Here is a 12,482-nt window from a genome sequence, read left to right as displayed (position 1 = left end):
CGCGCCCAGGGCCGCGGCCAGGCCCCCCAGGCCCGGCAGGGAATCCGGGCCCACGCGGACCTCTGCGAAGAGGACCCGACCCTCCGTCAAACGCCCCCACAGGAGGGCGGCCCGCTCGGGGTCCGCGGGCAGATCCCAGGTAACCCGCAGGGGCGCGGAGAAATTAGGCATCGTACTTGGGCAGGGCCAGCGTGAGGAACTCGATGCCGTCCTCCCGCAGCGCCTCTTCCTCGGCCGCCGTGGTGGTGCCCCGGATGTTGCGGACCTCGCCCTCCCCCGCCTCGATCTTGCGGGCCTCCTGGGCGAACGCGGGCCCCACGTCTTCGAAGTGGGTCTCCACGAACCGGGCCAGGACGCGGAAGAACGCCTCGGGGCGGGGGGAGACCGGGGCCCTGCCCGGGGGGGCGGCCCCGGAAGGACCGGAAGCCTCCGGCGGACCTCCCGCATCCCCTCGCGCCGGCAAGCTGTTCGCGCGCTCCGGGGCCGTGCGGCGCCCCACGTGGACCGCCACGGGGCTGAGCTGCTTGGTAACCGCTCGGGAACCGCACAGCGGGCACTCCAGGAGCCCCGCGGCCTTCTGGTCGTCGAAGTCCCGGGCGCTCCGGAACCACCCCTCGAAGCGGTGGGCCTTGTCGCAAGCCAGGTCGAAGGTGATCATGGCGAGGGGGGGCGGGCCTCAGGCCCCGGCCCGGCCCAGGGCCTCCAGGTACGCCCGGAGCCGGTCCATGCCCTCCCGGATGTTCTCCAGGGAGTTGGCGTAGGTGAACCGCAAATACCCCTCTCCTCGGCTCCCGAAGTCCACCCCGGGCGTGCACCCCACCCGGGCCTTCTCCAGGATGTCGAAGGCCAGCCGGTAGGAGTCCTCCCCCAGGTGAGCCACGTTGACGAAGACGTAGAAGGCACCCGTGGGGTGGCAGCGGAAGGCGAACCCCATGGCCTCGAGGCGCTGGAGCATGTACTGGCGGCGGCGGTCGTAGGTGGCCACCATGCGCTCCACGTCGGCGGCCGTCTCGGTGAGCGCCGCGATGCCGGCCCGCTGCACGAAGGCGTTGGCCGAGATGTAGAAGTTCTGGTGGATCTTCTGGATGGGCCGCACGAACTCCGGAGGGACGATCATGTAGCCCAGCCGCCACCCGGTCATGGCGTAGAGCTTCGAGAACCCGTTGATCACGAACGCCCGGTCGGTGAACTCCAGCACGGAGCGCTCCCGGCCCTCGTAGACGAGGCCGTGGTAGATCTCGTCCGAGACCACGTAGGCGCCGGCCTGTTCGGCCCTGGCCACGACCTCTTCCAACCGCTCCCCCGAGATGACCGTGCCCGTAGGGTTGGCCGGGGAGTTCACCAGCACCGCCTTCGGGCGGGTCGCGAGCGCCCGCTCCATCTCGTCGGGGACGAATTGGAAGGCCTCTTCCTCCCGCACCGGCACGTACACCGGGACACCCCCGGGAAACTCGATGAAGGGCGGGTAGGAGGCATAGTGGGGGTTGGTGAGCACCACCCGGTCCCCCGGGTCCAGCAGCGACGCGAAGGCCAGGAACAGGGCCGGGGACGACCCGGAGGTGACCACCACCCGCTCGGGGTCCACGTCGGCCCCGTACCGGGCTCGGTAATGGGCGGCAATGGTCGCCCGAAGCTCGTGGAGCCCCAGACTGTGGGTGTAGTGGGTCTCTCCGCGCTCCAGGGCCTGGGCGGCCGCCCGGCGCACGGCCGGGGGGGTGTCGAAGTCGGGCTCTCCCACCTCCAGGTGGACGATCTTCGCCCCGCCCCGCTCCATGGCCTGGGCGGTCTCGAGCACGTCCATGGCGATGAAGCTCGGCATCTCCTGGGCCCGGCGCGACACCGTGCCCGGACAGCCTCGGTCCTCGGTCATCCTACCCTCCGGGAGAAACCTGTGCGCAACGGCGCGATCTTAGCAGGCGCCCGCGAGCAGCGGCAAGGCGGCCGGGAAGCCTCGGTTGAACGCCGCCCGGGAAGGGGGTAGAGTTTCGGCCCGTTTCCCCTCCCCAGGAGCGCCCCCATGGAAATCGGCATCGTCGGCCTTCCCCTCTCGGGGAAGACCACGCTCTTCAACCTCCTCACCCACGCCGACGCCGAGACCGGCTTTGCCGCCGGCAAGAAGAAGGCCAACATGGGGGTGAGCCGGGTGCCCGACCCCCGGGTCGACCGGCTCTCCCAGATCTGGAGCCCGAAGAAGACCACCTACGCCACCATCCGGTACGTGGACGTGGCCGGAGTGGAGAAGGGCTCGGGCAAGGAGGGCTTTTCCGGGGAGATGCTCACCCACCTCAAGAACACCGACGCGCTCCTGGCCGTGATCCGGGCGTTCGAGAGCGATCAGGTGCCCCACCCCGAGGGAACGGTGAACCCCCTGCGGGATCTCGGCATCCTCCAGAGCGAGTTCCTGCTCTCGGACCTCATCATCACCGAGAACCGCCTGGAGCGCATCGCCAAGCAGATGAAGGGAAAGGTGGAGAAATCCCTGGAGGTGGAAAAGGAGCTCCTGGAGCGCTGCCGGGAGGCCCTGGAGGCCGAGCGACCCCTGCGCGACGTGGAGTTTGCCCCCGACGAGGCCCGGGTCCTCAAGGGCTTCCAGTTCCTGACCCTGAAGCCCCTGGTGGTGGCCCTGAACCTGGGGGAAGCCGACCTGCCCCGGGGCGAGGAGCTCGCCGCGCCGGTGGCGGCGGCGTGGGCCGGCCCCTCGGTGGCGGTCACCTATCTGTGCGCGACCATCGAGGAGGAGATCTCGCGCCTCTCCCCCGAGGACGCCCGGGCCTTCTTGGACGACCTGGGCCTGGACACCCCCGCCACCGACCGGATCATCCGCACCTCCTACGCCCTGCTCGGGCTCATCAGCTTCTTCACCATGGGGGAGGACGAGTGCCGGGCCTGGACCGTGCGCCAGGGCACCCGGGCCCCCCAGGCCGCCGGCGCCATCCACACGGATCTGGAGCGGGGCTTTATCCGAGCCGAGACCGTGGCCTACGACGACTTCGTGGCGGCCGGCAGCCAGGCCGCGTGCCGGGAGCGGGGGACCCTGCGGGTGGAGGGCAAGGACTATGTGGTGCAGGACGGCGACATCCTGAACATCCGCTTCAGCGTGTGAGCGGGTACGCCCCTACCGGGGCGCCACCACCCGGTGGAAGGCCTCGGCGAGCTCGAACTCCGAGCCGCCGGCCATGCCCCGGCACCACTGCCGCAGCCACGCTTCCAGGTCCGGGAGGTTGAGCTCCCGCACCTGGCTCTCATGGCAGCGCAGGGCCTCGAGCTTGCGCGCGAAGGTCTGGGCCAGGTCGACCCGGTGGTTGGGGTCCTCGGAGCCGAAGAACCAGATCTCCTGGACCTTGTGGGGCTCCAACCCGTCGGCCAGGAGGTCCGGGTAGGCCAGGTGGTCCCGGGCGAAGGGGAAGACCGCGTCGAGGACCACCTGGCCCACGATCCGGTGGTCCCGGTGCCAGATGTAGCGCCGGTAGGGGTCCGAGGTGGCCACGATGGCCGGGCGGTGGGTGCGAAGCTCGCGTACCAGGCGCTTACGAAACTCAGGGGTGTCTTCCAGGCCCTGGTCGGGATAGCCCAGGAAGACCACCTCCGCGACTCCGAGCACCGCCGCGGCGGCCCGCTGCTCGTCTCGCCGGGTCCGGGCCAGGTCTTCGGGGCGGACCCGCCGGTCGGTGGTGCCCTTCTCCCCGTCGGTGCACACCACGTAGACGACCCGCTTGCCCTCCCCCGTCCAGCCCGCCACGGTGCCGGCCACGCCGAACTCGGCGTCGTCCGGGTGGGCGGCAATGACCAGCGCGTCGCAGAGCGGCTTCATCCCTACCCTCCCGCGGCGTGTGCGCCGCTCGTCGCTTTGGAAGCCCTGTCTTCCGCCCCGGCCCCGGACAGGACATCCCGGTACATCGCCAGCACCGCCTCTGCCACCCGCGGCCAGCCGTAGGCCGCCACCGAGGCCCGAACCCCGGCCCGCGGCCAGGCACCGGAGAGCCCTCGGCCCAAGGCGGCGTCGAGCCCCCGGGCCAGGGCCGCGGGCTCCGGGTCGAGGAGGACGCCGTTGATCGCGGGATCCAGCAGGTCCTGCGCCGCCCCCACCCGGGTCGAAGCCACGGGGGTTCCGCAGGCCAGGGCCTCCAGGGTTGCGAGCCCGAAGCTCTCGTAGTGGGAAGGGACCACCAAGAGGTCGGCCGCGGCGTAGTAGGAGGGCATCTCCTCCTGGTCCACTCGCCCCCGAAACCCTATGCTCCCGGCGAGCCCCAGGGCCCGCGCCCGCTCTTCGAGGGCGCGGGCCGTGGGGGACGCGAGGCCGTCGCCCCCCACCAGCACGAGGCGCAGATCAGGGCGCGGCGCGAGGTGTGCGAGGGCCTCCAGGAGGCGGTCCGCCCCCTTTACCGGCACAAACCTCCCCACGTAGAGGAGAATCGGCCCGCCCCGCTCGAGTCCCAGGCACCGGCGGCTCTCGGCCCGGTCGAGCGGTCGGAACCGCTCCAGGTCCACCCCGCACGGAATGACCGTCACCCGATCCGGCGGGGCGACCCCGGTGCGCAGGAGCTCGTCGCGCTCCCGAGCGGTGGGCGCCACCACCCGGTCGCAGGTCCTTGCGAGCTCCCGTTCCGCATCCAGGCGCAGGGCCGGCTCGTTCTCGCCGCACGACGCGCGGTTCTTGGCGGCGCCCCAGGTATGGAACATGACCACGTGGGGCACCCCCCAGCCGCCCGCCGCCCCGGCCCCCAGGCACCCCGAGAGCCAGTAATGGCTGTGCACCAGGTCGTACCGCCCCCCCTCCCCCCCCCGGAAGGACTCCAGCGACGCCAGGAAGCGCGACAGGCCCGGGTAGAGGCCGAGCTTGCCGTCGTGCACCCCCTCGCCTCCGTCCAGGTGGACCAGGCGCACGTTGGGCCCCATGGGCTGCACCCGCGGCGCGTGCGGAACGGGCCGACGGGTGAAGACGTCCACCCGGTGACCGAGGCGACCCAGCTCCCCCGCGAGCTCGCGCACATACACGCTCATGCCCCCGGTGTCGCGGGTCCCGAGCTCCCCGAAGGGGCTGGAGTGAAGGCTCAGCATGGCGATGCGCAGGGGGGTGGGCTTCATGCGTCATGTCTCGGGAGAAGGAACATCTTCCCGGCTGGCCCGGGTGAACCCAGCCGGCAGAGCGCCACAGGGTTCTGATGGAAATCGCTATCGCTATCGGTATCGGTATCGACCCCGATACCGATACCGATTTCGAGGGGCGGGGGGAAGGCTCCCCTTCGCCGTCCCTGCTCCGGCCTCAGGGCCGCGTCAGGAGGCAGCGCACCAGGGGGACCCGCCGGCCGCCGAGGCGCAGCTTGTACGCCTCGTCGCCCTTGAGGAGGTCGTAGCGGCGCGCCCCACGGCCGATGCTCTCCCGAATGCTCCACACCTTGCTCGCAAACCCCACGCTCAGGTGCTCCCAGGACGGATCGTATCCGTTGTTGTACAGGTAGGTGGCGTCCCGGTAGGAGAAGCACAGGACCCCCGCCACCGGCTCTCCACCGACCTCGAGAAAGGCCAGCTCGGCGAGCCCTTCCCGGGCCGTGGCCGCCAGGAGGCGCCGGAAGAAGGCCTCCCGCCCCGGGGTGAGGAACGACGCCTTGTCCTCCCGGTACCCGGCAAAGAACCGCAGGAAGCGCTCGCCCCCCTCCCCGGCCGCCTCCCCAGGTGCTGCGCGGCGATAGCGCACCTGGCCCGTCCGTTCGAGCCGCCGCAGCTTGCGGCGCACCTCGTGGCGCTCCTTCTTGTCGAGGCGGGCAAGGAACGCCTCCCAGGTCGCGGGAAGGTCGAGCTCCACCGCGACCCCGTCCGGCGCCCAAGCGACCTCCCACCCCGCCGCCTCGGCCGCGTCCGGAAGGAACCGGCGCGCCGCAGCATCCGGGCGCAGCGCCCCCAGGTCCAGTTGCCGCACCCCGAGCCCTTCGAGGTGCCCCAGGAGCGCCCGGAAGAAGGCCGGGGCCGCCGTCGGGCCATCCCGGGCCAGGACGAAATCCTGGTAGTCGCACACGTCGGGGCTGCCCAGGAACGAGGCCCTGTCGCCCCGGCGGCGCAGGGGGGCGACCCCCAGGAGCCGTCCCCCCTGCCGCACCGCCCGCAGGACCGGCGTCTCGCCCCTCCCGAGGGTCTCGGACCATGCCTCGAGCCAGGGGGGCAGGACGAAGAGACAGTCCCAGTCGAGCCCGCCGCCGCGCCAGAGCTCCGCCAGCTCCGGCAAGGTCACTGGGGCGACGGCGCAGTCCTCGGCTCCTTCGGCGTTGGTCTCCATGGCTCCCCTACGCCCCACGGATGTTCAGCTCGGGTCACGGGGGCCGGGAAGGGGGCGCCAGCGCGCCCCCGCCGGCGTGTCTTCCACGAGGATGCCGGCCGCGCGCAGCCGATCCCGGAGCGCGTCGGCCTCGGTCCACTTGCCCTCCTCGCGCCACTCGTCCCGCAGGGCCACCAAAGCCTCCACGAGCGGAGCGGACGGCGCCGTCTCGGGCTGTGCTCCCCCGTGGGCGTGGCCCAGGAGCGCGAGCATCTCCCGAAAGGCCTCCCGCCCCTGCCCCAGATCGCCCTCGTCCCCCGGCCTGCGCTGCGCGGCCCAGAGCAGGTGATCCAGATCCAGGAGCGCTCCCGCGGCCGCCTCCGGGTCGCCCCGGCCGAGGGCCGCCTCGAAGGCGGCCTCGGCCCGGCGGATTTCCCCCCCCAGGCCCTCCTCCCCCGATGCCTCCTCGCGAAGCGCTGCCTCCGAGGGACTCGGAAGCCCGGAACGTCCCTCCTCACCCCCTTGGGCGAGGGCCGGGCCTCCGAGGAGCGACAGGCGGAAGCGCTCCCCTTTTGCGAAGGTGCTCTCCCCGCCGCCCCGGCGCACCGTGACCCGCCCGATCCCCCGGACCTCCGCAACTCCCCGGGCCACATCGAGCACGCAAGCCGTGTGCTCGTCGATCCCCAGCACCGCGACGTCCTCGGGCAGCAGGGCCTGGAGCGCCCGGAAGCGGATCTCCCCCGCGTAGCAGAAGCGCGTGTCGTGGGTGCCGCCCTCCGCGTTGTTCCAGTGGGGAACCACCGCCACGGGAAGGCCGAACTTCCCCAGGAGGTCGAGTCCCTCGGCCCACCGGGGCTCCTCCCCCACCTTGTAGATCTCGTACACCGGCAGGGTGAAGCGCCCCAGGGTCAAGGCCGCCGCGCTCGCCGCCGCCAGCACCGCCCCCTCCTCGACGCGTTCGGCAAAGATCGCGGGCACGGAGGTTTCCTTCCACTGGCGCAGGGCATAGGTGGGGCTGCCGGGGCCCACGAAGATGTAGTCCGCCCGGCGCAGGGTGGCCAGGGCTACCTCCCCCTCGTAGGCCCTCGCCGCCGCCGCAGACTTGAGGGAGGCCACTTCCAGACCGCGGCCGACCCGTTCCCGGAAGTAGGCCACCGCCCGCTCCGAGATCTGGTCCGCGTTGAGCTGGAAGCCGGCCGGAGTGTCCAGGAACACGGCCCGGGCCCCGGGCCCGAGTCGTCCCAGGAGCTCCTTGTGGACCTCGACCATGGTGGCCGTGAGCTCGCCCGAGCCCATGAGCACCAACGCGCCCCGGGGCGCTGCCATGGAAAACTCCTCGGAAGGGGGGCAAGGGGATGGCGGACTCGTCTCTATCAGGAGCCGCTCGAGGTGTCAACGCGCGGGCGCTCACGGGCGCGAAAGCACGAACAAGGGAACCTCGCGGCAGTCCGTGTAGCCGGACACTGTCGGCGTGGGCCCGCCGGAACCAAGATCGACCACCAAGTTTCGGGGCGGGGTCCGGGAGCCCTGAAGCGCGGCCCCGTGCCGCCTCGACCGAACCGCGGCAGCTCGGCCGAAACCCGTGAGGCTCGGCGCACCGGTTCCCTCGGAGACGATTCCTCGGAACGTCGCGGATTGCGGGGCGAAGCACTGGGGCTCCCGGACCCCGCTCGCCACCCAGAGGTGGCGGACCGCGGTCGGAATCCCCCCCTGGGTCCGGGCGGCAGGGTAGTGCATAATCCGGCATCGAGGAAGCTCTCCGCCCGCGGCGGGCGACCCCCCACGACCTTTCTTTCGGAGGAGCGGCATGGACACACCCCCTTCCCCCGCAGAAAAAGGCAGTCTGGCGTTTTTCGCCTCCTGGCTGCTCCTGCACGAGAAGGCCGACGACTGGATCCGCGACGCCCTGCGCCGCGCGCGGGAGACCCCCGAGGACGTACGCCAGCAATACCAGAGCTTTCTCCTCGCGGTTGAGGCGGAAAAGGAGGCCTTGAAGGGGCTCCTCTCCGAGGCCTTCGCGGCCGAGATTCGACAACTGGGCTTCCTGCACCGGGAAGACGGCGCGGATCTGCGCGCCGAGGTGGAGGACCTGAGGAACCGCCTCCGGGGGCTGGAAGACAAGCTGGAGAGGTTTGCCGGCCGTGGGGAGGGGTAGGACCGCGGCGCGCCTCGCGGTCATCCTGGCATCGCTGGGCCGAGGCGCGTGCACCGGAGGGGCGGCGAGCGCCCTGGCCGGGTCCTGGGCTCCCCTGGCGGCCGAGCTGCGACGCACCTTCGAGGGCCTGGGGCCCGCCTTCGTCAAACTGGGGCAGTTTCTCTCGGTGCGCCCCGACCTGCTCCCGCCCAGCGCCCTGGCGGAGTTCGAGCGCCTCCAGGATCGCGCCGAACCGGTGCCCTTCCCCCGGATTCGCCGCCGGGTGGAAGGGGAGCTGGGAGCTCCCCTGGAGCGCCTGTTTCGCGACTTCGCCCCCGAGCCGCTGGCCGCGGCCTCCCTGAGCCAGGTCCATCGGGCCGTGCTCCCGTCGGGCGACGAGGTCGCGGTAAAGGTGCAGCGTCCGGGAGCCGCCGAGGCCATGGAGGGCGACCTTCGGGTAGCGGCGGCGGTGCTCCCCCTGCTGGTGCCCCTGACGCCCCTGCGAGGGAGGGTCGACGCGTCCGCCCTCTGGGACGAACTGCGGGAGACGTTCTCGGACGAGCTGGATTTTCGCCGGGAAGCCGAGGTGGGCGCGGCGATCGCCCGCAGCCTCCGGCCGGTTCCCGGCGTGCGGATTCCCCGGGTCTACTGGGGCTGGACCACCCGCCGGGTCCTCACGGCCGAGTACGTGGAGGGGGTCAAGATCTCGGACCCCTCGGTGCGGGCCCGGGCCGACTATGGGGAACTGGCCGAGCGCGGCGCGCGGGTCTTCCTGAAACAGGTGCTTCGAGAGGGCCTGTTCCACGCGGACCTGCACCCCGCGAACATCCTCATCACGCCCCGCGGCGAGATCGCGTACCTGGACTTCGGGATCGCAGGGCGCCTCGACGCCGGGGAACGCCGGGCCGTGCTGGGCGCCCTGGCGGGGCTCCTCTCCCGCGATCCGCCCCTGGCCCTGCGCCACCTCGGAGTGCTCGGCGTGCGGGTGCCCCCCGAGGAGGTACCGGGATTCGCCGCCGCCGTGGACCACATCATGGACGAGGCGCTGGCCCCCTCCCTCGGGGAGACCTCGCTCGCGCGCATCGGCCGGGGCGTCCTCGCGGCGGTCTACCGCCACCGGGTGGTCTTTCCGCGCAAGTACGCGCTCCTGGTCAAGGCCCTGCTCACCATCGAGGGCTCGGCGCGTCTGCTCCACCCGGGATTTTCCTTCGAGGCGGCCGCCCGGAGCTACCTCCTGGAGGCCGGAGCCCGCGAGCTGGGAATCGGCCGGCTGCTGGAAGCCGGCTGGCGGGGCCTGGCCCTGGTCGGCGCGGGAGCACTGGTTCCGCCGCCCCCGGGCGCGGGAGCCCCGCGCACTCCCCCCGAACCCCACACCGGCGTGACCACTGCCGCGCCGAAGGAGGACGCACCGTGGAGCATCCGGTGAAGTACGTTCGCAAGGTCCGGTTTTCCGACACCGACATCCAGGGGCACGTCTTCAACGCCAACTACTTCGTGTACTTCGACGACGCCGTCACGGACTACCTGGAAGCCCTGGGCCTGCCCTACCAGGAGATCACCCGCCGAGGGCACGACCTGGTGCTTGCGCGCGCCGAGTGCGACTTCCGGTCGTCGGGCGCCTTCGGCGAGACCCTGCTCACCGGGGTGCGCGTCGCCCGCCTCGGGAACACGTCGGTCACCTTCGCCCTGCGGATCGAGGAGGAGAAGACCGGCCGGGTGGTGGCGGAGGGGGTGGAGGTCTACGTGGTGCTGGGTCACGAGTCGCGCCGCCCCACGCCCGTGCCGGACTACCTGCGGGAGGCCGTCGGCCGCCTGGAGAAAAGCACACCCGACTGACGCAGCGCACGCCTTCCGCGGCCAGCACCGTCCTCGGCTCCAACGGACAACGGACAACGGGCCGCGCCTACAAACGCTCCCGCATCAGGAACGGGTTGGCGGCGCCGTGGGGCACGTGGCAGGCCAGGCACTCGTTTCGCACCTCGCGCATCTTGGACCGGTAGCGCTCCGGCACGTGCTCGGGGGCCACGTCGTGGCACAGGCTGCACAGGGCCTTGCCCTTGGCGCGCAGGAACCCGTCGTCGGGGTTTTGGGCGTGGGCATGCCGCAGGTCGTGGCACGAGGTGCAGTTGTTCGCGCCCACGGGGCCGTGGAGATAGCGCCAGGGCCTGGCGCCCGGGCCCTGGGTCACGTGGGGGTGGCAGTCGCGGCAGAGCTCGTCACGGCTGCCCTTGAGCAACCGCTCGGTGTTGGTGCCGTGGGGGTTGTGGCAGCCGGTGCACTTGCCGCTGCGCAGCACCCCGTGCAGCTTGCGCCGCTCCGCCGGGGCCTCGGGCGCGACGTCCGGGTGGCAGCGGAGGCAGAGCGCCCCCTGGGGGCCGGTCAGGAGCGGGCGAAAGTCGCTGATGTGGGAGACGTGGCACGTGTAGCAGTTGCCGTCCTTCCGGAACACGCCGTGGATGTTCTCCACCCCCCGAAGCAGGATGCCGTGGCACCACCCGCAGAGCACCTGCGCATCCTCCAGGAGGAGGTTGTCCCTCGCCCCCAGGTGGGGGTTGTGGCAGGCGATACAGTCGATCTGGAACACCGGCTTGTGCACCTTGTCGGTCTCGATGATGGTCGATGTTCCGGTGATCTGCCCGTGGCAGCGCACACAGTTCTTGCTGCCCTCGTACTTGAGGCCGATCCCCCTGCCTTCCTGGACGTGGCAGGCGTTGCAGCCCCCGTTCTTCAGGGGGTAGTGGACGGTGCCCCGGAGCAGCGACGGGAACCGGGAGTGGTGGGGCTCGTGGCAGAAGGCGCACTGGCGCACGTTGTCCATGGCGAGCTGCCCGTGGGTCCACCGGAACTTCTCCATCCGCAGGCTGTGGCAGCTCCCGCACACCTTTTCCGGGTCGGCCAGCGCGCGGGGCTTGTGGGGGTTGTGGCAGGAGACACACCCGTCCTGGATGCCCGGATGCCGGCTCTCCCCCGGGGGAAACGACCCGTGGCAGCGCACGCAGGCGTCGGCCACGTTGTCCGCGAGGAGCCCCCGGATTCCCGACAGGTGCGGCACATGGCAGATGCGGCACTCCTCGAGCTGGCCCTCGTGGGCGCCCTCGTCCTCGTCGGCATGGCACCGGCGGCAGAGCTGGGGTACCGGCGAGCGCAGCAGGGCGGAGGCCTCCCCGGGGTGGGGTCCGTGGCACTCCAGGCACCGCCCCTGCTCGGCGGGCCGGTGATAGGCGCGGGGATACCGGGCGGGGGAAGACACCTCCTGGTGACAGGCCCGGCACAGCTGCACCGCCTCCCCCTTGAGCATCTTGGGGTAGGCCGACGCGTGGGGATCGTGGCACCCCGCGCAGGGCTGGCTGCCCAGTCCGTCGTGGCGCGACGCCGCGGCACGGTGCGGGTGGCAGGGCAGGCACAGGTTTTCCTCGGAACGGATCAGGCGCCGCTCGAAGGATGCGTGTGGATCGTGGCAGCGCAGGCAGTCCGGGGTCACCGACCGGGTGTGGTGGTTGTCGCGCAGCACGGCGCGCAGAGACTCGGTGCCCACCTTGTGACACTCCCGGCACAGGGCCGGAGGCTTGGCCTTGAGGGTCAGCTCCCCCCGGCCGAAGCCGTGGCAGGGGGTGCACGACTCGATGCCGCCGCCGTGGGCCAGCGGCCGGCGGAACTCTCCCTCCCTGTCCCCCTCGAAACCGGGGCGGTAGAGGAGGGGGAGCACCACGTCGCCCACTACCACGTTGTTGCGGCCGGGCTCCAGGGGGATCGAGCCCGAGAAGATCTTTCCCCGGAAGAGGTAGAGGGGCTCTCGCCGGGGCGGAGCCCTCCCGTCGGAGCTCACCACCCGGGCCTCGAGCTCCTCCGCCGGGGCGCCGAGGACGTAGCCCAGGACCACGGCGGGCGACTCGGTGACGAGGGAGTTGGGGAGGGGGTACACGACAATGACCTGCGACCCGCTCGCTGCGGTGGCGAACAGGACCCCGGCAAGGAGGGCTACGGCGACCGCGATCCGGGGGGCAGGAGGGAGCGGCATGGCTCTCCGTACGGGGCGAGCTTGAGGAAACCTTCACACGGCGAGTCGCCCCCCTTCAAACCGCCGCCACTCTACCGGAG

At 71.8% G+C, this 12,482-nt stretch carries 11 protein-coding genes; 4 read left to right on the top strand and 7 right to left on the bottom strand.

Annotated features, from left to right (window positions below):
• Positions 1-163 precede the first annotated feature (163 nt).
• Positions 164-658, bottom strand: coding sequence for a DUF1178 family protein (locus tag AB1578_02880; GenBank protein MEW6486841.1), 495 nt, complete (start codon positions 656-658; stop codon positions 164-166).
• An 18-nt stretch (positions 659-676) separates the two neighbouring features.
• Positions 677-1,870 (bottom strand): pyridoxal phosphate-dependent aminotransferase, encoded by a 1,194-nt coding sequence (locus AB1578_02875; GenBank protein ID MEW6486840.1) that lies wholly within the window; start codon positions 1,868-1,870, stop codon positions 677-679.
• Between the two features lie 147 nt (positions 1,871-2,017).
• On the opposite strand from AB1578_02875, the gene ychF reads away from it, so the two are divergent.
• Positions 2,018-3,103 (top strand): redox-regulated ATPase YchF, encoded by a 1,086-nt coding sequence (gene ychF, locus AB1578_02870; protein MEW6486839.1) that lies wholly within the window; start codon positions 2,018-2,020, stop codon positions 3,101-3,103.
• A gap of 12 nt (positions 3,104-3,115) precedes the next feature.
• On the opposite strand, the gene AB1578_02865 is transcribed toward ychF, so the two are convergent.
• From AB1578_02865 to AB1578_02850, 4 genes are all read right to left on the bottom strand, one after another.
• A complete protein-coding gene (locus AB1578_02865; GenBank protein MEW6486838.1) occupies positions 3,116-3,811 on the bottom strand; it encodes a PIG-L deacetylase family protein in 696 nt (231 codons plus the stop codon).
• Between the two features lie 2 nt (positions 3,812-3,813).
• On the bottom strand, positions 3,814-5,085 hold the full coding sequence (locus AB1578_02860; GenBank protein ID MEW6486837.1) for a glycosyltransferase: 1,272 nt from the start codon (positions 5,083-5,085) through the stop codon (positions 3,814-3,816).
• 178 nt (positions 5,086-5,263) lie between these two features.
• A complete protein-coding gene (locus AB1578_02855; protein MEW6486836.1) occupies positions 5,264-6,271 on the bottom strand; it encodes a GNAT family N-acetyltransferase in 1,008 nt (335 codons plus the stop codon).
• A gap of 24 nt (positions 6,272-6,295) precedes the next feature.
• Entirely contained in the window at positions 6,296-7,576 is a 1,281-nt protein-coding gene (locus AB1578_02850) for a Type 1 glutamine amidotransferase-like domain-containing protein (GenBank protein ID MEW6486835.1), read from the bottom strand.
• A 481-nt stretch (positions 7,577-8,057) separates the two neighbouring features.
• Here AB1578_02850 and AB1578_02845 point away from each other — a divergent pair, with 481 nt between their 5' ends.
• Genes AB1578_02845 through AB1578_02835 form a run of 3 tightly spaced genes read left to right on the top strand, consistent with a single transcriptional unit; the run spans position 8,058 to position 10,220 of the window.
• Positions 8,058-8,405 (top strand): hypothetical protein, encoded by a 348-nt coding sequence (locus AB1578_02845; protein MEW6486834.1) that lies wholly within the window; start codon positions 8,058-8,060, stop codon positions 8,403-8,405.
• A complete protein-coding gene (locus AB1578_02840) occupies positions 8,392-9,810 on the top strand; it encodes an AarF/UbiB family protein (GenBank protein ID MEW6486833.1) in 1,419 nt (472 codons plus the stop codon). The genes AB1578_02845 and AB1578_02840 overlap by 14 nt, the downstream gene beginning before the upstream one ends.
• On the top strand, positions 9,795-10,220 hold the full coding sequence (locus tag AB1578_02835; GenBank protein ID MEW6486832.1) for a thioesterase family protein: 426 nt from the start codon (positions 9,795-9,797) through the stop codon (positions 10,218-10,220). The genes AB1578_02840 and AB1578_02835 overlap by 16 nt, the downstream gene beginning before the upstream one ends.
• Positions 10,221-10,287: 67 nt before the next feature.
• On the opposite strand, the gene AB1578_02830 is transcribed toward AB1578_02835, so the two are convergent.
• Complete coding sequence (locus AB1578_02830) at positions 10,288-12,402, bottom strand: cytochrome c3 family protein (GenBank protein ID MEW6486831.1); 2,115 nt, start codon at positions 12,400-12,402, stop codon at positions 10,288-10,290.
• Between the last annotated feature and the right edge of the window lie 80 nt (positions 12,403-12,482).

The sequence above is a fragment of the Thermodesulfobacteriota bacterium genome, from assembly GCA_040756475.1.
Taxonomy (GTDB): Bacteria; Desulfobacterota; Deferrisomatia; order Deferrisomatales; family JACRMM01; genus JBFLZB01.
The sequence above is the reverse complement of the archived record's forward strand: the minus strand, read 5'-3'. Positions and strand labels throughout refer to the sequence as shown.